At 63.5% G+C, this 23,404-nt stretch carries 25 protein-coding genes and 2 pseudogenes; 16 read left to right on the forward strand and 11 right to left on the reverse strand.

Features of this window, described 5'->3' with window-relative positions; genetic code table 11:
• Positions 1 to 288: 288 nt before the first annotated feature.
• Both Q0X61_RS03300 and Q0X61_RS03305 read right to left on the reverse strand, forming a co-directional pair.
• Positions 289 to 1,041 carry a helix-turn-helix transcriptional regulator gene (locus Q0X61_RS03300; RefSeq protein WP_297740322.1) on the reverse strand — a complete coding sequence of 251 codons (753 nt, stop codon included), beginning with the start codon at positions 1,039 to 1,041 and terminating at the stop codon, positions 289 to 291.
• A 178-nt stretch (positions 1,042 to 1,219) separates the two neighbouring features.
• Positions 1,220 to 2,263 carry an LLM class flavin-dependent oxidoreductase gene (locus Q0X61_RS03305; protein WP_297740324.1) on the reverse strand — a complete coding sequence of 348 codons (1,044 nt, stop codon included), beginning with the start codon at positions 2,261 to 2,263 and terminating at the stop codon, positions 1,220 to 1,222.
• 226 nt (positions 2,264 to 2,489) lie between these two features.
• Between Q0X61_RS03305 and Q0X61_RS03310 the strand changes: the two are divergent.
• Both Q0X61_RS03310 and Q0X61_RS03315 read left to right on the forward strand, forming a co-directional pair.
• Positions 2,490 to 2,612 (forward strand): annotated as a pseudogene (locus tag Q0X61_RS03310) (integrase core domain-containing protein); the annotation flags it as partial.
• Between the two features lie 89 nt (positions 2,613 to 2,701).
• Entirely contained in the window at positions 2,702 to 4,210 is a 1,509-nt protein-coding gene (locus tag Q0X61_RS03315; RefSeq protein ID WP_297740326.1) for an ATP-binding protein, read from the forward strand.
• A gap of 148 nt (positions 4,211 to 4,358) precedes the next feature.
• Here Q0X61_RS03315 and Q0X61_RS03320 read toward each other — a convergent pair whose 3' ends face one another.
• From Q0X61_RS03320 to Q0X61_RS03345, 6 genes are all read right to left on the reverse strand, one after another.
• Complete coding sequence (locus Q0X61_RS03320) at positions 4,359 to 4,694, reverse strand: DUF86 domain-containing protein (RefSeq protein ID WP_297740328.1); 336 nt, start codon at positions 4,692 to 4,694, stop codon at positions 4,359 to 4,361.
• Positions 4,691 to 5,020, reverse strand: coding sequence for a nucleotidyltransferase family protein (locus Q0X61_RS03325; RefSeq protein ID WP_297740330.1), 330 nt, complete (start codon positions 5,018 to 5,020; stop codon positions 4,691 to 4,693). The genes Q0X61_RS03320 and Q0X61_RS03325 overlap by 4 nt, the downstream gene beginning before the upstream one ends.
• A gap of 131 nt (positions 5,021 to 5,151) precedes the next feature.
• Positions 5,152 to 5,592, reverse strand: coding sequence for an HIT family protein (locus tag Q0X61_RS03330; protein WP_108870586.1), 441 nt, complete (start codon positions 5,590 to 5,592; stop codon positions 5,152 to 5,154).
• Positions 5,589 to 5,891 carry a HigA family addiction module antitoxin gene (locus tag Q0X61_RS03335; RefSeq protein WP_108870587.1) on the reverse strand — a complete coding sequence of 101 codons (303 nt, stop codon included), beginning with the start codon at positions 5,889 to 5,891 and terminating at the stop codon, positions 5,589 to 5,591. Before Q0X61_RS03335 ends, Q0X61_RS03330 begins: the two co-directional genes overlap by 4 nt.
• Positions 5,892 to 6,220: 329 nt before the next feature.
• The gene (ychF, locus tag Q0X61_RS03340; RefSeq protein WP_297740335.1) at positions 6,221 to 7,294 is read right to left on the reverse strand and encodes a redox-regulated ATPase YchF; all 1,074 of its coding nucleotides are present in this window, start codon (positions 7,292 to 7,294) and stop codon (positions 6,221 to 6,223) included.
• Positions 7,295 to 7,332: 38 nt separating this feature from the next.
• Positions 7,333 to 7,881, reverse strand: coding sequence for a GNAT family N-acetyltransferase (locus tag Q0X61_RS03345; RefSeq protein ID WP_297740337.1), 549 nt, complete (start codon positions 7,879 to 7,881; stop codon positions 7,333 to 7,335).
• Positions 7,882 to 7,995: 114 nt separating this feature from the next.
• Here Q0X61_RS03345 and Q0X61_RS03350 point away from each other — a divergent pair, with 114 nt between their 5' ends.
• The 4 genes from Q0X61_RS03350 to Q0X61_RS03365 are packed head-to-tail and all read left to right on the forward strand — an operon-like array spanning position 7,996 to position 11,824.
• A complete protein-coding gene (locus Q0X61_RS03350; protein ID WP_297740339.1) occupies positions 7,996 to 8,982 on the forward strand; it encodes a siderophore ABC transporter substrate-binding protein in 987 nt (328 codons plus the stop codon).
• 10 nt (positions 8,983 to 8,992) lie between these two features.
• A complete protein-coding gene (locus Q0X61_RS03355; RefSeq protein WP_297740341.1) occupies positions 8,993 to 10,018 on the forward strand; it encodes an ABC transporter permease in 1,026 nt (341 codons plus the stop codon).
• Positions 10,011 to 11,072: an iron chelate uptake ABC transporter family permease subunit gene (locus tag Q0X61_RS03360; RefSeq protein ID WP_297740342.1), complete on the forward strand. Its 1,062-nt coding sequence runs from the start codon at positions 10,011 to 10,013 to the stop codon at positions 11,070 to 11,072. The genes Q0X61_RS03355 and Q0X61_RS03360 overlap by 8 nt, the downstream gene beginning before the upstream one ends.
• A complete protein-coding gene (locus Q0X61_RS03365) occupies positions 11,069 to 11,824 on the forward strand; it encodes an ABC transporter ATP-binding protein (RefSeq protein WP_297740344.1) in 756 nt (251 codons plus the stop codon). The genes Q0X61_RS03360 and Q0X61_RS03365 overlap by 4 nt, the downstream gene beginning before the upstream one ends.
• Before the next feature lie 21 nt (positions 11,825 to 11,845).
• Here the strand turns inward: Q0X61_RS03365 and Q0X61_RS03370 are convergent, their stop codons facing one another.
• On the reverse strand, positions 11,846 to 13,096 hold the full coding sequence (locus Q0X61_RS03370) for a M18 family aminopeptidase (RefSeq protein WP_297740346.1): 1,251 nt from the start codon (positions 13,094 to 13,096) through the stop codon (positions 11,846 to 11,848).
• A 526-nt stretch (positions 13,097 to 13,622) separates the two neighbouring features.
• Between Q0X61_RS03370 and Q0X61_RS03375 the strand changes: the two genes are divergently transcribed.
• The 8 genes and pseudogenes from Q0X61_RS03375 (at position 13,623) to ilvA (ending at position 20,356) form a co-directional block, all read left to right on the forward strand.
• Positions 13,623 to 14,129 (forward strand): hypothetical protein, encoded by a 507-nt coding sequence (locus Q0X61_RS03375; RefSeq protein ID WP_297740348.1) that lies wholly within the window; start codon positions 13,623 to 13,625, stop codon positions 14,127 to 14,129.
• The gene (locus Q0X61_RS03380) at positions 14,126 to 14,698 is read left to right on the forward strand and encodes a hypothetical protein (protein ID WP_297740350.1); all 573 of its coding nucleotides are present in this window, start codon (positions 14,126 to 14,128) and stop codon (positions 14,696 to 14,698) included. The genes Q0X61_RS03375 and Q0X61_RS03380 overlap by 4 nt, the downstream gene beginning before the upstream one ends.
• On the forward strand, positions 14,695 to 15,003 hold the full coding sequence (locus Q0X61_RS03385) for a hypothetical protein (RefSeq protein ID WP_297740352.1): 309 nt from the start codon (positions 14,695 to 14,697) through the stop codon (positions 15,001 to 15,003). The genes Q0X61_RS03380 and Q0X61_RS03385 overlap by 4 nt, the downstream gene beginning before the upstream one ends.
• Complete coding sequence (locus Q0X61_RS03390) at positions 15,003 to 16,037, forward strand: hypothetical protein (RefSeq protein WP_297740354.1); 1,035 nt, start codon at positions 15,003 to 15,005, stop codon at positions 16,035 to 16,037. The genes Q0X61_RS03385 and Q0X61_RS03390 overlap by 1 nt, the downstream gene beginning before the upstream one ends.
• Positions 16,034 to 17,164, forward strand: a complete 1,131-nt coding sequence (locus tag Q0X61_RS03395) for a WD40 repeat domain-containing protein (protein ID WP_297740356.1) — start codon at positions 16,034 to 16,036, stop codon at positions 17,162 to 17,164. The genes Q0X61_RS03390 and Q0X61_RS03395 overlap by 4 nt, the downstream gene beginning before the upstream one ends.
• A gap of 94 nt (positions 17,165 to 17,258) precedes the next feature.
• A pseudogene (locus Q0X61_RS03400) lies at positions 17,259 to 17,477 on the forward strand (integrase core domain-containing protein); the annotation flags it as partial.
• A 259-nt stretch (positions 17,478 to 17,736) separates the two neighbouring features.
• Positions 17,737 to 19,053, forward strand: a complete 1,317-nt coding sequence (gene rmuC / locus Q0X61_RS03405) for a DNA recombination protein RmuC (RefSeq protein WP_297740358.1) — start codon at positions 17,737 to 17,739, stop codon at positions 19,051 to 19,053.
• Between the two features lie 34 nt (positions 19,054 to 19,087).
• Positions 19,088 to 20,356: a threonine ammonia-lyase IlvA gene (gene ilvA / locus Q0X61_RS03410; protein WP_297740360.1), complete on the forward strand. Its 1,269-nt coding sequence runs from the start codon at positions 19,088 to 19,090 to the stop codon at positions 20,354 to 20,356.
• 26 nt (positions 20,357 to 20,382) lie between these two features.
• Here ilvA and Q0X61_RS03415 read toward each other — a convergent pair whose 3' ends face one another.
• Positions 20,383 to 21,555: a hypothetical protein gene (locus Q0X61_RS03415; protein WP_297740362.1), complete on the reverse strand. Its 1,173-nt coding sequence runs from the start codon at positions 21,553 to 21,555 to the stop codon at positions 20,383 to 20,385.
• Positions 21,556 to 21,793: 238 nt separating this feature from the next.
• On the opposite strand from Q0X61_RS03415, the gene Q0X61_RS03420 reads away from it, so the two are divergent.
• On the forward strand, positions 21,794 to 22,051 hold the full coding sequence (locus Q0X61_RS03420) for a hypothetical protein (RefSeq protein WP_297740364.1): 258 nt from the start codon (positions 21,794 to 21,796) through the stop codon (positions 22,049 to 22,051).
• On the forward strand, positions 22,048 to 22,434 hold the full coding sequence (locus Q0X61_RS03425) for a PIN domain-containing protein (RefSeq protein ID WP_297740366.1): 387 nt from the start codon (positions 22,048 to 22,050) through the stop codon (positions 22,432 to 22,434). Before Q0X61_RS03420 ends, Q0X61_RS03425 begins: the two co-directional genes overlap by 4 nt.
• 1 nt (position 22,435) lies before the next feature.
• On the opposite strand, the gene Q0X61_RS03430 is transcribed toward Q0X61_RS03425, so the two are convergent.
• Positions 22,436 to 23,401: a 4-hydroxy-3-methylbut-2-enyl diphosphate reductase gene (locus Q0X61_RS03430; RefSeq protein WP_297740368.1), complete on the reverse strand. Its 966-nt coding sequence runs from the start codon at positions 23,399 to 23,401 to the stop codon at positions 22,436 to 22,438.
• Between the last annotated feature and the right edge of the window lie 3 nt (positions 23,402 to 23,404).

Consider the following 23,404-nt stretch of genomic DNA (forward strand, 5'->3'; position numbering starts at 1 on the left):
CTCCTCGAAACCGGCGGATTCAGACCCCGATTACACCCTCAAATACGATGAGCCCGAAAGTCCCGCATAGAACTCCTTGGCCGCCGCGGCATCCGTCGCGCCATAGTCTAGCCAAGCCGTTGTTCCTTGTGGTCGTGCCATGAGGGGATCTCCTTTGTATCGAGGTTGACGGTTACCACGCTACGAACCCCGCGCGGGCAATGTTTGTCCATTCGTGCGGTCTTGGCGGCCCCACTTGGCACGACTCGCACGGTTCGCCCACGGCACAGCGTCACACGTAGCGCACCCTCACCCGCGGCACAGAACCGGCAGCGCCGACAGCATCGGCACCCCGTGGCGGGGCACTTGAGCAAAACATAGATCCACCGTTGTCCCCACTGACACGGGTCCCAGGATCGGCCCGGCATGAATCGCGGCCATGGGTTCGTTCGGCACCAGATGATCGAGCGGGTCGGCATGCGCGGGCACCGCAAACCCCAAGAGGAACGGGGCACCCGGACACAGCGGCAGCCGCACTGAGTCTTGCCCCCGAACAAGGATGCCCGCGCGCGGCAAACCGACGGGGGCGGGCTGCGGATACCAGCCGACCCACACGATCGGGTCGCCTCGCAGAGATACCTGCGCGGGAACCTCCAGCCTCACCGTCACGCGCGCGGGCGAATCCCCCGGCACGGCGAACGGCCGGGGAGGCCGGCGATCCACCCGGTCCGCGAGCGCCCGCAATTGCCCGGGGGCGACACCCACAGATCGCTTGAAGCGCCTACTGAAGCTGGAGAGCGAATCGAAACCCACGCCCATCGCGATATCGATGATCGAATCGTCACCGGCTAGCAGGAGCCGCTTCGCCTCGTCGATTCGCCGAGCGGTCAGGTACTGCCCCGGGCTCATTCCCACGCCCTGCTTGAACAGGCGCGAAAAGTGAAACCGACTATAGCCGGCCCCCGCGGCGAACTCCTCGAGACTCACCGCCGCAGGATTCACCGCCGCGCTTTGCATCGCGCGATCGATGAGGTCGCCCACGTTCGCCGTCGATCCGGTCATGCCCCCACCCTATGAACGGGAGCGACACAGTGGAATAGCGTAAGTCAAGAATTCACCTTCGCGCCCCGGCCACACGACGCCGAGGTGCCCCACACGAAAGCCTGCGTGGGACCTCGGCGGCGGGTCAAGCGTTGTGGACTTGCGTAAAATCCTTGGGCTGGTGGCTTGACGCAGTCGGTCAGGAGATGTCGTAGCCCCTCACCGGTCCCGCGGTATTGGGTTCCCACCCGAGCGCCGGGGCCACGTGGGTGGCGAAGGCCTCGAGGATGTGGAGGTTGAAGTCCGGCCCCAGTTGGCTGGGAATGGTGAGCATGACGGTGTCCGCACTCATGACGGCTGCGTCGGCCTTGAGCTGTTCGGTGAGGAGATCGGGTTCTGCCGCGTAGGTCTTGCCGAAGGTCGAGCGGAAGCCGTCGATCATGCCGATCTGGTCGTGAGAGTCGTTCATGCCGAACATGAGGCGGTCTTCCTCGGACACGATGGGGAAAATCGATCGCGAGACCGACACCCGCGGCGCACCCTCGTGCCCGGCCGCTTTCCACGCACCCCGGAAGCGTTCGAGTTGCTCCGCCTGGAGGTCCGCGAACTGCTCGCCGGTCGCCTCGGACAGCAGGGTCGAGCTCATGAGGTTGATACCCTGCGAACCCACCCATTCGACGGTTTCGCGGGTACCCGCACCCCACCAGATGCGCTTATCGAGGCCGGGCGACTGCGGCTCGATCCGCAGCTTGCCGGTACGCCCAAACTGCGCCGGGTCCGCCTGGGCCATACCCTCGCCGCGGATCGCAGGCATGAAGGTGGCAAACTTCTCGCGCGCGATGTCCGCCCCGCGCGGGTCGGTCGAGCCGGTGTAGCCGAATGCCTCCCAGCCACGATCGGCGGGCTCCGGCGACCCGCGACTCACGCCCAGGGCGACGCGCCCGTCGGCGATGAGATCGAGTGCGGCAGCCTCCTCGGCCAGGTAGAGCGGATTCTCGTAGCGCAGGTCGATCACGCCGGTGCCGACCTCGATGTGCGTGGTGCGCGCCGCGATCGCCGAGAGCAGCGGCATCGGCGAGGCCGCCTGCCTGGCGAAGTGGTGCACCCGGAAGTAGGCGCCGTTGACACCCAGCTCATCGGCGGCGACGGACAACTCGATGGCGCTGTGCAACGACGCTCGAGCGTCGAACGGGTCACCTTCCGGGCCGTGATGACCAAAGCTCAGGAACCCAAAGCGCTTCATGATCTTCCTAGTTGAATTATCAACAGTATAGCGGGTACTCCTCACCAGACCGCACAGCGTTCCGCAACCGAATGACTGTTTGGCCCGCGCTGTCAATCGGTGACAACGTGCCCCTCCAGCGCCTCGGCAAGCTGCACTGACCACGGAGGTGAGGTACGTGAGGGTTGGCGGGTTGGCTGGGCAAGGGTGCAGATACCGCTCGAGTGCCTTCAAGACCGCATTCGATGAGGACATCAGCCACAAGCACACTCGCCCGTTTCGGCCACAAACCAACGGCAAGGTCGAACAATTCAACCGCACCATGCTCGAGGAGTGCGCCTGCGCTCGCACCTACACATCAGAAGCCAAATGCGTAGCCGACCTCCCCGGGCAGAACAACTAGGACGCAGACTACAACTCACACTCCAACTTTTGGAGTGTGAGTTGTAGTCTGAAGTCATGATGTGGACGCAGGATGATCTATCGTGGGCCCTCGACCAGATGCGAACGCGGCGAGGCGACGGCACCTCCATAGAGGTCAAGCGCGCCACAGGTGGCGTCCCCCAGATGACGGAGACATTGTGTGCCTTTGCCAACATGCCCGACGGCGGCACCGTGATCTTCGGCGTCGACGAGGGGGATGGGGAGTTCTCCGTCGTGGGTGTCCCGAACATCGCAGAGCTTGAAGCAGGGATCGCCAGCATGGCACGCACGGCCGTCCGACCAGCGCCGCAGATCGACTTCCAGACCATCACATTGGATGCGCAACCAGTCGTCATCGCGCACATCGCACCGTTGCCCCTTGCCGAGAAGCCTGCGCGCGTTGCAGGCAGGGCCTTCCTGCGTCAGGCCGATGGCGACTACGCCATGCATCCGCACGAGGAGCGCATGCTTGAAGTAGCGCGTCTCCATGCCGACGAACAGGTGGACTACGACCTTGCTCCCGCCCGCGGTCGCAGCCGTGATGATCTGGATGAGACCCTCTGCTCAGCCTACGTCCGGGCAGTGCGCGCTCACGACCGACGCCTACACGACTGCGATGACCCCCAAATCCTTCGCCTGACGAATGTCCTTACGGCCTCTGGCGAGCCGACGCTGGCAGGACTGTATGCTCTCGGAGCTTACCCGCAAGGACAGTATCCAGCGCTGACCGTGACCGCTGCCGTTCAGCTAACAGGGGGCGAGGGGCAGCCACGCAACCGCAACCTCCAGGACTTCACTGGCCCAATTCCCGCCCTCCTGGCCGATCTGCTCGACTGGGTGGCGTCCAACTTGGACACCATCAACCAGTATCGCGATGACGGGCATATGGAAGTCATCCCCGAGCTGCCACTCAATGCGGTACGAGAACTCTTGGCTAACGCTCTGGTCCATCGTGACTTAGGCCCAAACACGCTGGGAACCGGCAAGCAGATTCAGGTACGCCTCACGCCGCGGAACCTGTTCATCCAGAGTCCCGGCGGCCTGCGTGGCGTGTCACTCGCACAGATCGAGAGCGTCGAGCACGCCCAGGCAGCGGTTAACCAACGGCTCTATCAGATCGCCAAGCGACTGGGTACGCCCGACGGCGCATCGATCATCGAGGGCGAGGGCGGCGGCATCCGCGAAGTGTTCCGCTCCACCGAGGCGCGAGGATTGCCTCGCCCACAACTCATCGACACCGGCGTACAGTTCAAAGCCTTGCTCTGGCGCGCCCGAGAGGCCTCAGAGCGTCCTTCACCCCGGACGCCGGACACGACGAGGGGCATGAAGGCAGTACCCCGAAGTTCGTCCCCCACCCGAAACGAGCACCGGATCTTGAATGCCCTGACGACAGCCGACAGCCCGCTCACAATCCATCAGGTTGTCGACGCAACGGGATTGACGATCGGCCAGGTCCGCTACGCCCTCAACCAGCCTCTCGAGGATGGCATCGTCGTCATGGAGGGCAAGCAGGGACTCAAGTCGACCCGCTACCACTTACGATGAAGCGCTCAGGCTGTGAATGAGACCCAGAAACTTCGGCCCCTCAACCACGGCAGCAGATGGTGCAGAGAAACCGATTAGATCGCTTCCACGTCAGGAACCAACACACAAACATCCACGTTCCGCAGCCGAATAAGCTTTGGGTCCGCGGTCAGTCGGTGGCAACGTGTCCATGCAGTACCTCGGCAAAAGGCGGCAGATGAGTCTCAACGACATCGCGGACCACGTCGATGTCGACTCCGAAGTACTGGTGCACCAGGATGTTGCGGAACCCCCGAATCTGCGGCCAGGGGATCTCAGGGTGCGCACCGGTGATCTCATCGGGAAGGTGGTTCACGGCTTCACCGATGATCTGGAGGTTCCGCTCAATCGCATCCTCTGCCATCTCAGCGATGCCACTCTCGCGGTCCAACGCAGCGACGTACTTCTGGCACCGCTCGACTGCCTCTAGCGCATCAGCGATGCGCTGCTCCGGACTGCGACTCACAGCGGCACTGCCTCGGCGAGCGCCGAGGCGGAGACCGGACGCTTGAGCAGTTGGGCAGGAAACACGTCGATGTCATCGCGCTCGAACAGCGCGCGCGTCTCCTCGAGCAGACCGGATGCACGCATCAGGACGTTACCTTCGGCAGGGTCCATCTCGACAAGGATGTCGATGTCCGATCCTGCAGTCGCGGTGCCGCGGGCGACGGACCCGATCAGCTTCGGGTTAGTCGCACCGTAGCGGTCGAGGAGCATCTGGAACTCGTCACGACGCGCAGCGAGGAGCTCGCGCAGTGCAAGCGTCTCGGGCGACATGACGGTCTCAGACATGCTTCCAGAGTACCGGCCCTGGCGGCACGTTGACATGGCGCTCTACACGTTGAAGCGGAACTCCACCACGTTCCATAGCCGATTTCAGTCTGCACAGCACTCCGATAATTCCACGTGCGCTGCAAAAGGGTTCAGGCGACGACCGTCGTTGCCGAGCCGATTCGCACCCCAGCATTCGCATGATCGCTCGCCGCGACAGGAGAGTCCGTCTCGGGCCAGGTATCCACGCCATCGCCGCTAAGACGCGGCACCACATGGATGTGCCAGTGATCAACCGACTGATCACTCCCAGGACCGCAGGCGCTCAGCAAATTGACCCCCGTACCCAGCTCCGCCTCGACCATGGCTCGACCAACCACGCTGCACAGCTCGATCACCGCATTCCGGGATTCAGACGTCGTATCCAAGACCCCAAGGCAATGCTGCTTCGGCACGACGAGGGTGTGCCCAGCAGTCAGAGCCGAATCAGCCAATGCCAAGAAGGCAAGCGCGAGATCACTTTCGGCCACGATCGTCGCGGGGCTCGAGCCAGCGACAATGTCACAAAAGATGCACTCGACGCTGGCCGTCACGACGCCCGCTCCAAAGGGGTGATCTCATGCACCTGTTTGGCGATGCGATCCGAAGCCAACTCCAAGTCATAACGCGACTGCAGATTCAGCCAGAACTGCGGCTCGATACCGAAGTAGCACCCCGAGCACAGCGCCGTATCTGCGGTGATCGCGCGCTTGCCGTGCACGATCTCATTGATCCGGCGCGGGGGCACACCGATCGAGACAGCCAGCTGGTGCTGCGTGATGCCGAAGCCCTCGATGAAGTCCTCCATCGAGACCTCACCCGGGTGGATCGGGTCATAGAGCTTGTCATTCATGGTGCACCTCAGTGGTAGTCCCCGATGATCACGTTCTCAGGGCCAGCGTCAGTCCACACGAAACAAATTCTCCACTGGTCGTTGATCCGAATGCTGTGCCGCCCCTGGCGATCGCCCTCAACGCTTCAAGTCGATTCCCTGGAGGCACCCGAAGCGAGTTGAGCGACGGCGCGGCATCGAGCAGACGCAACTTCCGGTTCGCAGCCTTGTGAATCCGCGGATCGATCCGGGGCACCCGCTCACACAGCCAGACAAGCTCCGTGTCACGGTTACCGAAGGATCTGATCTCACACCAAACATGACGTGCATGACGCGTCGCGTCAATAACGCTAGACATTGAATCTAAACTCCACGACATCCCCGTCGGCCATGACGTAGTCCTTGCCTTCGAGTCGCATCTTACCAGCTGCTTTCACTGCGGCTTCGGAGCCGAGCTCGTCGAGGTCGTCGAAGCTCATGACTTCGGCCTTGATGAAGCCCTTTTGGAAGTCGGTGTGGATCACGCCTGCGGCTTCGGGAGCCGTCCAGCCCTTCTTGATGGTCCAGCCGCGCGCTTCCTTCGGGCCTGCGGTGAGGTACGACTGCAGACCGAGCGTGTCGTAACCGACGCGGGCCAGCACGTCGAGGCCAGGTTCGTCGATGCCCATGTCAGCGAGGAATTCACGCGCCTCATCTTCCTCCATTTCGACGAGTTCCGCCTCGAACTTCGCGTCGAGGAAGATGGCCTCGGCAGGCGCGACGATCTCGCGCATCTTGGCTTTGAGGTCGTCGTCGGCGAGCTCCTCCTGCGAGCAGTTGAACACGTAGATGTACGGCTTGGCGGTGAGGAGGTGCAGCTCGTAAAGGAGTTCGTGGTCGAGGTCGGCCTTGCGCACCGACACCCCCGCCTCGAGCGCTTCCTTCGCCGCGACGAACGCCTCGAACTTCGGCCGCACTTCCTTCTTGATGCGCGCCTCCTTGTCGACGCGTGGCAGCGCCTTCTCGACGGTCTGGAGGTCCGCCAGGATCAGCTCGGTGTTGATGGTGTCAATGTCGTTGGCGGGGTTGACCTTGCCGTCGACGTGGAGGATGTCGTCGTCCTCAAACACGCGCGTGACTTGGCAAATCGCGTCGGCCTCACGGATGTTGGCGAGGAAGGCGTTACCCATACCCTCGCCCTCGCTGGCGCCCTTCACGATGCCCGCGATGTCGACGAAGCTCACCGTCGCGGGGATGATCTTCTCCGACTTGTAGATCTCCGCCAGACGCGGCAACCGCGGATCCGGCACCCCGACGACACCGACGTTGGGCTCGATCGTCGCGAACGGGTAGTTCGCCGCGAGCACGTCATTGCGGGTCAGAGCGTTGAACAGGGTTGACTTGCCGGCGTTGGGAAGACCGACGATTCCAATCGTTAGTGCCACGCCTGCCGAGTCTATTACCCGCAGCCCTACCCGCCTAGTTACACCTGCCCAGCCACGCCGCAGGGCTTCTGCAACACCGGGTCGTGATACACCGTGTCACCGACCACAAAGTCGACGTACCCGACGCGCTCCCACCCGTGCTTGGCGTAGAACCGCTGGGCGCGATGGTTGTCGTAATTCACATTCAGCCACAGCCCCTCGACACCTCGCTCGACGGCGCGACGCCCTGCCGCATCGAGCAGCGCGGCGGCCACGCCCTGCCCGTGGCACTCATGCCGCACGTAGCACTTCGAGAGCAACCCCGACGTCGCGAGCGTGACGCCCATGTCGGGGGCGGGGGCACCGTCGGCATCAAAGAAGAGCAACACGTAACCGAGCAGGTGCGTGTCGTCGCAGGCCACGAGCACGTCGCGCTCCGGGTGGGCGAGATGCTCGGCGAATCGCTGGGCGGTGAGGTGCGCGTCGATGTAGGCGCGCATGTCGTGCTCGCTGAGGGAGGGCGGGCAGGCCATAGGGAATGTTTCGACGGCAAGGTCGGCGACGGCGGTGGCCTCGTCGGGACGGGCCTGCCTGATGTGGTAGTCCATGATTCTCCCTCTCCAACAGGAAAGCTATTAAGAAACGTTTGCGTATCAAAAATATGTAGGTTAGGCTCCCCTAAGTCGCGACGTACCAACCTCATCGCACCAAGAAAGACCGAAATGAAACTACAACGTCTGGCCGCCCTTGTCGCCGCAGGGCTCGTCGGCCTCGCCGCCTGCTCCCCCAGCAGCAGCGAAAGCACCACGCCCTCGACGCAACCCAGCGCATCCAATAGCGCCACTCAGGTCACCGACGCGCGAGGCACCGTCGACGTGCCCGCCAACCCACAGCACATCGTCGCCACCGACAACCGCATCTTCCAAACGTTGCAGGCCTGGGACGTGAAGCTCGTGGCTGCCCCCAAGAAGCTCATCTCGAGCAACAACCCATACAAGAACGACGACTCCATCGTCGACCTCGGCAACCATCGCGAGCCCGACCTGGAAGCGATCGTCGCGACGAAGCCAGACCTCATCTTGAACGGCCAGCGGTTCGCGCAGCACTACGACGCCATCAAGAAGCTCACTCCCGACGCGGCACTCGTCGACACTGATATCTCCCCTGACAAGCCCCTCGACGAGGAACTGAAGCGCCAGACCACCCTGCTGGGCGACATCTTCGGTAAGCAGAACGAGGCGAAACAGCTCAACGCAGACCTCGACGCCGCCATCAAGCGCGTCAAGGACGCCAACAAGTCTTCCGAGAAGTTCATGGCCGTCATCACCTCCGGCGGCGAAATCAACTACGCCGCCCCCGGCAAGGGCCGCACGCTCGGCCCAGTCTTCAAGGTCCTCGGCCTCACCCCCGCGCTCGAAACCGACGGCTCATCGGATCACACCGGCGACGACATCTCCGTCGAAGCCATCGCCCAGTCGAACCCCGACTGGATCCTCGTGATGGACCGCGACGCAGCCGTGAGCGCCAACAACGGCGAGAAGTACACGCCGGCGAACGAGCTGCTCAAGGAATCGGCGGCGCTGAAGAACGTGACCGCGGTAAAGAAGAACCAGATTGTCTACATGCCGCAAGACACCTACCTCGACGAGAGTATCCAGACCTACACCAAGTACTTCAACGAGTTGGCAGACGCCATGGAAAAGGCCTAATCCCCAACCGATGACCACCCTCACCCAGCCCAGCACCGCGACGCGAACCGCCACCCTGCCACGCGCCCAACGAGCCACCGCTGCTCGGCCCGCGCACAAGCTCTCGTGGCGGTTCGCCGTCGCGGCTCTTGGCACTGCCGGGCTGGTGGTGGCGTCGTTGTTCGTCGGCGTCTACGACGTGTTCGGCTCCACCGACGGCGCCCAGATGTTTGCGATCACCCGCATCCCGCGCACGCTGGCGCTGGTGCTGGCGGGAGCCGCGATGGCGATGTCGGGCCTCGTCATGCAGCAACTAACGCAGAACCGCTTCGTCGAACCCACCACCACCGGCACCACCGAGTGGGCCGGCCTTGGGCTACTGCTGGTGATGATCGTCGCGCCGGGGGCATCGCTGCTCGTCAAGATGGTGGTGGCGGTGCTGGCGGCCTTCATCGGCACGATGGTGTTCTTCTTTATTCTGCGACGAGTCACCCTCCGCTCGGCGGTGATCGTGCCCATCATCGGCTTGATGCTGGCAGCTGTGGTGGGCGCGTGCTCGTCGTATATCGCGCTCAGCACCAACATGCTGCAGAGCATGGGCGTGTGGTTCCTCGGCTCGTTCACGTCGGTGGTGCAGGGCCAGTATGAACCGCTGTGGGCGATCGTCGCCGTCGCCATCGCCGTGTTCATCGCCGCCGACCGGTTCACCGTCGCGGGCCTCGGCGAGGACATCGCCACCAACGTCGGGCTCAACTACCGCCGCGTGGTGCTCGTCGGCACCGGGCTCATTGCGGCTGCGACGGGCATCGTCACCGTCGTGATCGGCAATCTTCCGTTCCTTGGGCTGATCGTGCCGAACATCGTGTCGCTGTACCGCGGCGACAATCTACGCTCCAACCTGCCGTGGGTGTGCCTGCTCGGCATCGCGGCAGTGACGCTCGCCGACATCATCGGACGGGTCATCATCATGCCGTTCGAGGTGCCCGTCGGCACGATTTTGGCCATGGTGGGGTCGGTTGTGTTCATCGTGTTGCTGCTGCGGGGACGCCGTGCCTGAGCCCGCCGTCGACGCCGCTCCTGCACCTGCCCCCACCCGCCAGCACCGCTCCCGCACTAGTTCCGGTGCATTCCCGACGGCCAGCCACCGCCGCCGGTATTGGATGATCTTCGCGGGCATGCTGGTGGCTGCAGCGCTATTCGTCTTTGGCAACCTGGCTTGGGGGAACCCCATGCCGCTCGGCACTGAGGGCTGGTGGCTCATCGCGAAACTGCGGGTGACCAACATGGCGGTGATCGTCGTGGTGGCGTTTTGCCAAGGCCTCGCCACCGTCGCGTTTCACACCATCACGAACAACCGCATCATTACGCCGTCGATCATGGGCTTCGAGTCGCTGTACCGCCTGGTGCAGACCGTCGCCGTGTTCGTCTTCGGCGCCGCGGGCGTCGCGATGGTGCAGGGCGTGTGGCAGTACCTCTCGCAGGTGACGCTCATGGTGGGATTCGCGGCTCTGCTGTACGGCTGGCTGCTCACCGGCAAACGCGCAAACCTGCACCTCATGCTGCTCATCGGCATCGTGCTCGGCACCGGGATGGGCGCGATCGCAACGTTCCTCCAGCGCCTCCTCACGCCCAGCGACTTCGACATCCTCACCGCGCGCCTCATCGGCTCCATCGCTAACGCCGACGCCACCTACCTCCCCGTGGCCGTGCCGCTGGCGGCGCTCGCCGGCGGCGGCCTCTGGGTGATGTCCAGAAAGCTCGACGTGTTGGCGCTCGGGCGAGCCACCGCCGCCAACCTGGGGGTCGACCACCGGCGCAACTCCATCGTCGTGTTACTGCTAGTGGCGGTGCTGATGGCGGTGTCCACGTCGCTGGTGGGGCCGATGGCGTTCCTGGGCTTCCTGATCGCCATGATCTCCTATCAGCTGGCCGACACGCACGACCACCGCTACGTGTTCCCCATGGTGTGGCTGACCGGCATTGTTACGCTTGCCGGGGCGTATTTCGTGCTGAAGCATCTGTTCTACGCTGAGGGCTCCGTCGGCATCATTATCGAGGCCGTCGGCGGAACCTTCTTCCTCATCTACGTGCTGCGAAAGGGGCGCCTGTGATCTCCGTCAACGCCGCTGGCAAGCGTTACACCGACGAGGTGCACATCGGCCCCGTCGACCTCGACATCCCGGCAGGCGGGGTGACGGCCCTCGTCGGGCCGAACGGTGCGGGGAAATCTACGCTACTGACAATGATCGGGCGGCTGCTCGGCATGGATGAGGGCAGCATCCAGGTGGCGGGCCTCGACGTGGCCACCACGAAATCTCAGGACCTCGCGAAAGTGCTGTCGATTCTGCGACAGGAGAACCACTTCATCACCCGACTGACGGTGCGGCAGCTCGTCGGGTTTGGGCGATTCCCCCACTCGGGCGGGCGCCTCACGGAGCGCGATGAGCAGATCATTGACGACGCCATCGACTTCCTCGACCTGAACGACTTGGAGGGACGTTACCTCGACGAGCTCTCCGGCGGGCAGCGACAGCGCGCGTACGTCGCGATGGTGCTCGCGCAAGACACCGACTACGTGCTGCTCGACGAACCGCTGAACAACCTCGACATGGCGCACGCCGTCCACATGATGCGCCACCTGCGCAGCATCGCCACCGAGCTCGGCCGCACCGTCGTCATTGTGCTGCACGACATCAACTTCGCCGGCGCCTACGCCGACCGCATCTGCGCCATGAAACACGGCCAGGTGCAGGCCTTCGGCACGCCGGAGGAAATCATGCGCTCCGACGTGCTGACCAGCATCTTTGATACCCCCGTCGACGTGATCCCCAGCCACCGGGGTCCCGTCGCGGTGTACTTCTGAGGGTCACCGTTTGCGGAAGTTTCAGCCCGCCCAGTAGGCGCCGAGCGCGCGCGACAGGTAGCCCGGATCTTCCACCCCGCATAGCTCGCGGGCGGAGTGCATCGACAGCAGACCGACGCCGACGTCGACGGTGGTGATGCCGAGCCTGGTGGCCGTGATGGGGCCGATGGTGGTGCCACAAGGCATGGCGTTGTTGCTCACGAACGGCTGGGTGGGTACGTCGGCGCGCTTGCACGCGTCCAACCAGATGGCGGTGCCGACGGCGTCGGAGGCGTAATGCTGCTGGGCGTTGAGTTTGAGCAACGGGCCCTGGTTGGGCTGCGGGCGCACCACCGGGTCGTGGTGGTTCGGGTAGTTGGGGTGGACGAGGTGGCCGGTGTCGGCGGACACACAGCTGGAGCGCGCGGTGAAGGCGCGGCTGGCGTCAGCGTCGAGGCCGTAGCCAGCGGCGATTCGAGTGAGCATGTCGTCGAGGATCGGGCCTGCGGCGCCGGAGGTGGTGCCGGAGCCCACCTCTTCGTGGTCGAAGGCGGCGAAGATCTGCACGTCGGAGGTGGCTTCGGCGCGTTCCATGGCGACGAGGGCGGCGTGCGTGCAGGCGAGGTTGTCCAAGCGCGCGGATGCGAAGAACTCCTGGTTGAGCCCGATCACCTGCGGGGCTTGCGTGTCGAAGGTGTAGAGATCGTGAAATGCGACGTCGGAGCGTTCGACGCCGGCGAGCTCGGCGAGGTGGCCGAGCAGCCCGCCGTTCGGCACCGTGGTGAGGATGGGCTGGAGGTGGGTCTGCTTGTCGAGGTGGAGGGCGTCGTTGACTCCCCTGTCGAGGTGCACGGCCAGCTGGGGAATGCGGCAGATGGGCCCGGACTGCACGAGGTGCTGTTCCCCGTAGGTGGTGACGAGGCGCCCGGCGATGCCGAGGTCGCGGTCGAGCCACGAGTTGAGCAGCGGGCCACCATAGATTTCGACGCCGATCTGCGTCCAGCCCGCCGACTGCAGCAACTCCCCCGGCTTCACTTTGAAGGCGGGCGAATCAGTGTGCGTACCAACGATGCGCGCGCCGGCTTCGTCGGAGAGGGCCTCCGGCGCGATCCACGCGACGACGGCACCCTGCCGCACGATGAAGTACTTGCCGGCGATGCTTTGCCAGGGCTTGCGCTCGTCGAGCTGCGTAAACCCGGCGCTGACAAGGCGCTCAGCGATGTTGGCAGCCGCGTGGTACGAGGTGGGCGAGGAGCTGGCGAAGTGGGCGAGATCCGCGATGTGTTCCTGCATACGTCTACTCTACGGGTGCCGCCGGGTTTCGACACGCGGCTGCGCCGCGGCTCCACCATCGGGACCTTACCTCCTGACCGTCGAGTAGGCCCAAAGGGCCGAATCGAGACGCACCGCGCGGTTTCGACCCCGCCCTACGGGCCGGCTCAACCGCCGGTTGCCCGCCCACCCCTCACCCAGTAGGCAACGAAGTCGCCTAATCGAGATGCCTCATCGACGCGGCCTAGCCCAATATCCACACGCTTTTCCCAACAAGGGCGATTTTGGCCCGCGGGGTCTAGGGGTCATTGCAACAGGTGTGTTGAGAGTATCTCGTAGGGGTGGCGTAGTCGAGGCGTTGGCGGGGTCTGCGGTTCATTTGGGCGGCGACGTAGTCGAGGACTTCAAGCGCGTATCAGCGAGGCGCCGGCGTCTAGGGCATGTCGTCAGGATGGGTTGTGGCGCACTGCGGCGGGAGCGAACGAGAACCCAACGGAATGACCCGCTGCACATGTTACTCTTCAGGGACAGGAGACAGGAGCACACGATGGACTTCAATCTCGCAGTCACACGGTACCTGGAAACACCGACACTTCCTGCTCTCAACTGCATCCGTGAGGCCATTCGCAGAGATGACCATTTCACGATATCGGGAGACTCTGTCCTTGAAGGAGCCAGGCTGCTCACACAGGGGCGCCACGAGGACGCCGTCGGATGGTTGGCAATGCACCGAATCGCCAACTTTTTTAGCCCACGCGGACATCTCATCTTCGCCCGAGCGCTTCGCGCGACCGGACGCGAAGAGCTTGCAGAGACCGAGCAAGCCTTAGCCTCAATCGCGATGGAAGCACTGGTGTCATCTGGTACAGGACAGCTCGACGAACCTTTCATTGTGCTTCGAGTGCCCGACGAATATGACGTCTTGGCCCATTTGCGTAAGCGCCCTGGTAGTCAGGGCCTAATGATGGACGGAATGCGCCAGCTTGACGAGTTCGAACTGGAGGATGGCTCGTCACTCTGGTTCGAGTTGTTCAGGGGAGGGTCGAGGCCATGACAGTGGTGACGTGGCGTGAATGCACTGAGCCGCAGATGAGTGTAGAATTCTGCGATGGGAGGCTGACAACCCTCATCCTTTCCAGGCATGCTTTAGAGCACTGCCAGTACAGCGGAGAGGCGATGAGCGCGTTACTGCTTCCACTCTTGCAAGCGGGGGTACTCCAACACTGCACGGACCTCATTCAGGATGCCCATGTCGCTGATGCAAGGCTGATGAATAAGGATCGGGCTGTCTGCCTTCAGTTTCTCGAGCAGATGACGCCTGCGCCGGTGTTGACGGTGGAGTCAGCCAGCAGTTCTATCATCTCTGCGAATAATGAATCGATTTCGGTGAAAGTCGTCGAAGGTGTCCCCACGGAGTTGCAGATTGCTGATCACTTGGTGAGAGTCGATGCGGGGATAAACCTTGAACAAGCGTTGAAACTCGTGATTAACCAAGCACTGGATGAAGACGAAGAACTCGCCATGGGGGCAATACGCTCAGTGGAATTCCAGCCGACGCAATCCTCCGACTGGGCTTCACTCGCCCAGAGAATTCGTGAGTACAGAAAGGCTGAATTTCGATGAGCGATGTGCAATTCGACCCTGAAACCTGGCGCAAAGCGAGCAAACGAACTGCTGAATTGCGGTCGTCATTCCAGTCCGCGACCCAAGAAATCATCTTCGCTGAACTCGCGAGGAGCGGACGCTCACCCGTCGACGCAACCCTTGCCGCCGAGGGTAAACGTCTGCATTTGAAATGGTATGACGTCTGCGGAAACATGGTTGAGAAATTAAATTCAGACGCTTCGAAGCTCCGTGCTACTGCAAATACTTATGCCGAAACCGCCGATTCTAGCGAAAATGTGATCAAACGTTTCTGGAGCTACTGATGTCTGAAGCTGTCTACTTTCTCTGCGGGATTTCCCGGCCAGTCAATTCCCCCAATGCAATTATGAAGCACGCGCATATCTATGCGGGTCTTGCTGCTGCGGCATCGGAATACGCAGCGTCAATGCAGAGCCTCACCAGTGAACTCACCGCGCACAACCGGGGACCGACGACTGATGCGATGACTCAGCGTATGCAGGGCCCAGGATCCAGCAGTGATCAACTAGCACAGATCTCCGAGGGAGCCTCCAGCACCAGTGTTGCTCTTGCGGAGGCGGCGGGCATTCTGTGGGGGTGCCAGCTCGCCATGGATACGCTGACTATTCGGACTCAGGAAGCCGCCGCAGCGGCATTGAAGACTCCTCTTGACGCCCCGGCCAAACTCAGCGCCCTGTATCGTCAAGCCACAAGGGAGCTGCGGGCGCTGGAGCGACAGACTGTCGCTTACATTCAGACGGCACTGGGCACTGCGTGGGTTCCAGGAGAAATTGACGTTGGTTCCCAGCGACCCGACGAAGCACTTTCTCCAGAAGTGCAGGGCTACTGGCGATCGCTCCCAGACGATGAACGTCTCCGGATCATCGAGAACATCATAGCGAAGCGGGCTCGCGAACACGGCATTGTTCCTCCACCGCCGATCAGGTACTACGACAAAAATAGCGAACCGGAGAGAACGCATTGGTTAGGATACTGGGATGGTCAGACTCTTAACATTAACCGCGACTTCCTCGAAGAGCCCGTCACTATTAATGTGGCGGTACATGAGATGGGGCATGCGGTGCAGAGTCATTCGATGCAGAAGTATGAGTCGTATTCTTCACAGGATATCGAAGACATGATTCTCGAGAAAAGGCCTGATATTTTCACACAGTATGGCTACACTGCGGAGGAGATGCGTCGGCTGAATGAAGCCGAAGTACATTACGAGAATCATGGACCATACAATGGTCGGGCACCGGCAGAGATTGATGCTGGTCGGCACGTATATGAGTGGTCTGATCACTTGACCGTCGAGCAGTTGGAACGCTACCGATGAATAACCCTCAGCTGACCCGGCGCCGTGTATTGACTGGCGCGGCGCTCAGCGTCGCTATCACCGGCTGCACCAGAGGAGGGAAATCGGCCCCGTCTCCAACCCTGACGACGCCAGCGCCTCAGTCGGAGCCGCCGGTGCCGTCGCGCACGCCGGCGACCTGTGCGCCCAGCTTCCAATTCCGCGCCTTCCAGCCCGTCTCCTATGGCAATGCCCGGGCGGCGGAGCACCGCTCCGGCATCCGCTACCTGCTTCCGCTTACCCCAAATGCGACGGGGGATGCCGTCGCGGCCTCGTACCGAGACGGCGTCGTCGTGTGGGATGTCGCTTCGGGCGCGGTGCGCGGCGTGCTCGCGGAGGCGATCTGGTCGTCGGTGCTCGCGTGGAGCCCTGATGGCGTCGAGCTCGTCACCGAAGACCCCGACGGGCTAATCCGGCTCGATGCAGTATGCGGCACAAGCCTCGGCACACTGCGCGGGCATAGATTGTACGAATCGAAGGAAGGGCCGGGACAGCGTGTAATCCAGGCCCAGTTCGCGCCCGACGGGCGCCGGCTCTACTCCATCGGCGGAGATCGAACCCTGCGGGCATGGAGCGTCGACAAGGGCTCCAAGCTCGCAATCGACTTCCTGTCCGACTACCCGTTCGCGCTTGCTGTCGCGCCCGATTCCTCTGCCGTGGTGGTGGCTGGCCACTCCCACACGACGGTGCACGATCCAGCGACGCTGGCCCAGCGCTCGATCTTCGAAACCCCCGTCCACGTGTGGCGCTTCCTCTCCCCGACGACACTCCTCGGCGCTGCGGATGAGAAGGTCGTCGTCTCATCCCTGTCCGGGAGTGAGACGAGGGTGGCGTTCACCGTCGACGGGAACGTCACCGACGTCGCCTCCTCACCCGATGGCAGGTTTGCCGTCGCGTGTACTTCCTACCATGGGGCCTGGATCGCACCGCTGGATGGCTCCGCGGCACCCACACCCCTTGAACGCATCGACAACTCCCATGGGGCCATCAGCGGTGCCTGCTTCACACCCGACGGGAAGCAAATCATCGTCGCAGACCAACATGCCGGCATCGCAGCCTACGACCGCTCCGGCACGATCCTGCGACGCTTCGCCCAACCCGAGAACTGACCCTTTCGCCCAAGCCTTCCCCACACAACATTGGAAGAAGATCTGACCCAATAGCCCATCGAACGGGCCGACAGCGAGAGCAAACGCCACACCGACCTCGCCCTATCGGCCACAAACCAACGGCAAAGTCGAGCGATTCAACCGCACCCTACTCGAGGAATGGGCCTACGCGCGCACCTACACATCAGAAGCCGAACGCGTCGAAGCGTTCCCCACATGGCTGCACCACTACAATCACCACCGAGGCCACACCTCACTCAATGGCCAACCACCAGCCACACGCGTACCCAACCTCCCCGGACAGAACACCTAGGCGACGCAAGCACCCTGATTCGCTACTGGATCGGACAACGCACAATGATTCCACAAACACCAGTCGCTTGCGGACGCCAAGAAGGCTACCAACGACCGGAGCTAACCCAATATCCACACGCGTTTCCCCAGAAGGGCGATTCTGGCCGATTTCAGCAAACGCGTGTGGATATTGGGTTAGGTGTGACGTCAGCCATTGCTGATGACACTCACCAGACGGGTACGCAGAAATTGTCAGAGGTGTCTGCAACGCTGAAGGCATGGAGATTTGGGTAGTTCCGACAGTCCTCCTCGCGGCGGTCATTGGCGCGCTCGCGGGGTGGTGGTTCACGCACTCTCGAGCCAGCGTCGCCGCCGCGAATCTGCGGGCAGACATCGCCGACCGCGACGCCACGGTGGCTGAGCTGCAGGGCAGCATTGCGCAGTTGCAGGGCAAGGCCGCCGCCGCGGAGGCGAAGGTGGCGGGGCTGCAGGCAGAACGCGACGCCGCCATCGCCCGTGCCCGCGAGGTGGCTGCAGACCGCGCGTCGCTCGAAGAACGTTTCAAGGCCATCACCTCAGAGCAGCTGGCCCGGCAAAGCGAGCACACCACGAAGCAGCTCGTAGAACCGGTGAGCGAGGGGTTGAAGCTACTCACACAGCGCATTCAAGCGGTAGAGCAGGAACGCGCAGCAATGAGCGCAGAGCTGCGCACGCAAATCGCCGCCATGCAGGCCTCCGGCGACGCCCTGCGCAAAGAGACGCTCGGCCTGGCCAACGCTCTGCGCACCCCGCAGGTGCGCGGTTCGTGGGGCGAGCAGAGCCTGCGACGCATGGTGGAGGTCTCCGGCCTCACCTCACGCGTCGATTTCGACGAACAAACCTCCACCACCGCCGACGACGGCTCGCTTCGTCGCCCTGACATGCGCATCCATCTGGCGGGTGGCAAAGAGATCTTCGTCGACTCGAAGGCGCCGCTTTCTGCCGTGCTCGAGGCGTACAACACCGACGACGAAGCCGCCCAGGTGCAGCACCTCGACCGCTTCGCGCGCCACGTGCGCACCCACATCGACGACTTATCGAGCAAGCACTACTGGGATCTCAGTCTTGCTTCGCCGGAATTTGTGGTGCTGTTCCTTGGCTCCGACGAGTTCTACCGCCTCGCGCAAGAACGCATGCCGGATCTCCACGACTACGCAGCCCGACGCAACGTCATGCTGGCATCCCCCGGCATCCTCATTCCGATGCTGCACATCGTCGCGCACGGGTGGTCGCAGGCGTCACTGGCGGAGTCCGCGAAAGAGGTGGTAGAGCTCGGACGAAGCCTGCACGCACGCCTGGCCACCATGGGCGGGCACTTCGCGGCGGCAAGCCGCGGGCTCAACCAGGCCGTCGTGAACTACAACAAGGCCATCGCCAGCCTGGAGTCTCGCGTGTTGGTATCAGCACGAAGGTTCACAGACCTCGACGTCACGAAGGCCGGGCTCGACGAGCTCGCCCCCGTCGCTACCACGCCGTCCTGGCCGTCGGCACCGGAGCTCGCCGACGATCAACCCGCGGCCTTGCCAGACGCAGTCCCGGGTAGCGAGTCACAGTGAGCTCAGTACACAGTTCTGCGCAAGAATGGCACCTATGACTTCCGTCGCTGAACTTGCCGAACTCATCTCACCTGCGCTGAAACGCATCACCGGCGTCGCCACGCGCACGCCCGTGCAGCGAAACGCACGGCTGTCGACGCTCACCGGCAGCGAGGTGTGGCTCAAGCGAGAAGACCTCCAGCCCGTGCGCTCCTACAAGTTGCGCGGCGCCTACAACCTCATCGCCCAGCTCTCCAGCGACGAGCAGCGCGCCGGCGTGGTGTGCGCGTCGGCGGGAAACCACGCCCAGGGCGTGGCGTTTAGCGCCTCACAGCTCGGCATCGACGCGACGATCTTCGTCCCCCACACCACCCCCAGGCAGAAGCGCGAGCGCATCACCGCGTTGGGCGGGGGGCACGTCGAATTGGTGATGGCCGGCTCCACGTACGATCAGGCCAGCAACGCGTCGAAGGAGTTCGCCAAGGCCGAGGGCAAGGTGCTCGTGCCGGCGTTCGACGACCCGCGCACGATCGCCGGGCAGGCCACCGCCGTCGCGGAGGCGTTCGAACAGCTCGACTTCGTGCCCGACGTGGTGCTGCTGCCGGTGGGCGGAGGCGGGCTGTTGTCCGGGTCCGCTGCTTGGCTGCGCACCCATCACCCGAACGTGCGCATCGTCGGGGTTGAGCCGGAAGGCGCACCCTGCGTGGCCGCCGCGCTCTCGGCGGGCCGGCCGATGGAGCTCAGCGACATCGACACCTTCGTCGACGGTGCGGCGGTCTCCCGGGTGGGGGATGTGACGTTCGACATCATCCGCGAGGCGAAGCCCGAACTCGTCCGGGTGCCCGAGGGGCAAGTCTGCAGCGAGATGCTGGACATGTACCAAATCGACGGCATCATCGCGGAGCCCGCTGGCGCCCTGGCATCGTCGGCACTCCCCACCGGCGGAGTGGGCACCCGAGTGCAGATTCCGGGTGGGTCGAAGGTCCTCTCTCTCATCTCCGGCGGTAACAACGACGTCGCACGCTACGCCGAAGTCGTGGAGCGCTCCCTCATCCACGAGGGGCGCAAGCGGTACTTCCTCGTGAGTTTCCCGCAGCAGCCGGGCGCGCTGCGAAGGTTCCTCGACGAGGTCCTCGGCCCCGACGACGACATCGCCCACTTCGAGTACGTGAAGCGCAGCTCGCGCGAGACGGGCCCGGCCATGGTGGGCATCGAGCTCGGCAACCCCGGCGATTACCCGTTCCTGATGCAGCGCATCGCCGAGGTCGGCATGGAGGTGGAGCTCATCACCTACGGGTCTCCGCTGTTCAGGTTCCTCGTGTAAGGCAACCCGAACGGCGGCGCCCCTCGTCAGGCAGCCAAACGAAGGTCGTCGACACCCGTCGACGGCAGGCCGGGCGCGGTATCCGACGTCTCGGGCGCGCTGTCGTCGCCCTCAGAGGAATCCGTGTCGGTCTCGGGCTGCTCGGCGTCAGGGGAATCTTCCGACGGCGTCTCGTCCTCGTCGGCTTCTCCCTGCTGCACAGCCGAGAGCCAGTACGCCCAGAGCCGTTCCTTGGCGCCGCCCACCGGGCCGACCACGGCCTCGAGTTCGCTGGGGTTCGGCTTCCACGCGGCCTTCACCGCAGCGACCGCCTCTTCGACGGAGCCAGCCTTCGCTGACAGCTTCAGCAGGTAGTCCGGAACGGTCAGCGCCGGATCGGCGATGCCCACCAGCGGGGCGCCGATGGCCGCGACGGGCGGGAACACCGAACCAGGGATACCCACCACTACTTCCGCTGACGACGCCGCCGCGATGGTGCCTTCGTCGGCGATCTCGTACTGCTCCCACAGGCCCCGGTCCTCACGCGGGTGCAGGCCCACGCGTATGTGGTAGCCCTCAGCGTCGAGCGCAGCCGCGGTGTCGAGGAGGAGCTGCGTGCCGGGGGCGGCGCCGCCCGTTTCGTCGGGGCGAGTGACCGAGGTGGCGATGAGCACGGTGCCCTTCGTCGGGTTGTAGGCGCCGACGTCGTCGAGCCCCATGTTGCCAACAACCTCGATCTCCTCGGCGTTCAACCCGAAGTGGGTTCCGAACACCTTGGCTTCGTCGCTGGACTGCGCGGTCGCGCCCACGAGCCGCGGGCGGATGGCGTCGGCGAACTCGGCGTGCTCCGGATTGAGGTAGGCGAGCGAGCTGGCGACGACCGGGACGCTCGGCAGCGCCTCCACCACGATGGCCGGCCACTCAGTCGCACCGTTCACGACGAGGAGGTCGGCGCCCCACTCGTCGGCCTGGTCCAGAGTGATCACCTCGACGCCGTCGTCGGCTTTGTGGTCGAGGTCAGGTGAGACGAGGGCGATGCGCCCACCCTGTTCTTTGACGTAGTCCACCATCTGCTTGATGTGGTACGAACCGTACGGCTCATTCGTGGCGACGAGGACGTCGAGCTGGTCGTCGTCTGCGTGAGCCGGTGCTGTCATCACGGTGCTGACGGCAAGGACGAGCGAGATGATGCCGACGAGCGCGCGGCGGGCGATGTGCATGGAAACTCCTGAGTCGACGTTGGGAGTTCCAGCTTGGCTAACCCAGGTGAACGGCGTGCGAAGGTTACGTGAACGGTGAGCAGGCGACCAGGATGCCGGACTGCGGCAGAAAAACTTCAAAATCCGTACCCAGATTGACCAAACCCCCTGTTTTGAGGGGGTTAGACGAATCTGCGTACGGATTATGAAGTTCACGGACAGGTGTTGCACCCAGGTCACCGGTGGTACACTCGTGGCCATGCCAACCGCACTGCCGCGTTTCCAAGTCACCCAGACGAGCGAGATCGCCAACGCTCTTGCCATCGCCGCCACAGAATGGCCGGACGCCCCACGGCCGGAGCTCGTCACGCACCTATTCCGCGAGGGTGCGGCAGCTATTCAGCATCGACAGGACAAGCGTGCCGAAGCGCAACGCTCCGCCGCTATCGCGACGCAGGGAATCCTCGCGTACCCGCCCGCGTATCTGGCGGAGCTTCGAGCGGAGTGGCCCGAGTGATCATTCTCGACGCGAGCGTACTGATGGCCCACTTCACGCCAGGAGACGTCCACGCCAGCAGTGCACTGGAGATTCTGGACACCGAGGAAGAGCTCGCACTGCACTTCCTCACCCTGGCAGAAATACTCGTCCACCCTGCGAAGGTGGGCGCCGAGCGCACCATCCACCAGGCGCTCGACACTCTCGGCGTTATACAGCTACCGGTGACGCCCGACGAGCCGTCCCGCATCGCGCGGATTCGAGCGACTACCAGCCTGCGCATGCCAGATGCCTGCGTGCTCGCGGCAGCGCTCCATCAGGGTGCAGCCCTCGCCACCTTCGACAACCATCTCGCCGATGTCGCCCGGAGCAATGGCGTCGCGACGCACGACTTCGCCGCCTAGCTCAGTGCTGCACCTTCTTGCGGAGGTCTTTCCTGAGCTCAGGCGGCAATGCGAAATGCAGCGTCTCTTCGGTGAGAGTTTCCTCAACGCCGGGGGGATACCCCTTCGATTCCAGAAACTCGAGGACGCCCTGCACCAGCCGCTCAGGCACTGACGCGCCGGAGGTGACCCCCACCACGTCTGCCCCGTCAAGCCACTCATCCTTGATCTCCGTGTGGTTGTCCACCCGATACGACGCCTTCGCGCCACCCTCCAACGCCACTTCGACAAGGCGTTTCGTGTTGGACGAGTTGTCGGAACCCACGACGATCATGAGGTCGCAGCCCTTGGACGCGATCTGCTTTACCGCCATCTGGCGGTTCTGTGTGGCGTAGCAAATGTCGTCCGAGGGCGGGTCCTGCAGCTGCGGGAACTTCTCGCGGAGTCGACGCACGATCTCCATCGTCTCGTCCACTGACAACGTGGTTTGCGACAGCCACGCGACGTTGGCCCCGTCGGGGAGCTCCACCTTGTCGACGTCGTCAGGCGACTCAACGAGGATGGTGTTCTCGGGTGCCTCCCCCATGGTGCCCTCGACTTCCTCGTGGCCGTCGTGGCCGATGAGGAGAATCGTCGTGCCGTCCTTTGCGAAGCGCTTCGCCTCGTGATGCACCTTCGTGACCAGCGGGCAGGTCGCGTCGACAGTCTTCAACTGCCGCTTGCCGGCCTTCTCGCGCACCAGCGGTGACACCCCGTGCGCCGAGAACACGACGGTCGACCCCTCGGGCACTTCGTCGAGCTCATCGACGAAAATCGCCCCGCGACTCTCGAGGTTTTCGACGACGTGCTTGTTGTGGACGATCTCTTTACGCACGTAGATGGGCTGTTCATACAGGTCAAGGGACTTCTCGACGGTGATCACGGCCCTGTCAACCCCCGCGCAGTATCCACGCGGCGCGGCCACCACCACTCGCTTCTCATTAGCCATGCC

This window comes from uncultured Tessaracoccus sp., from assembly GCF_947255005.1.
Lineage (GTDB): Bacteria > Actinomycetota > Actinomycetes > Propionibacteriales > Propionibacteriaceae > Arachnia.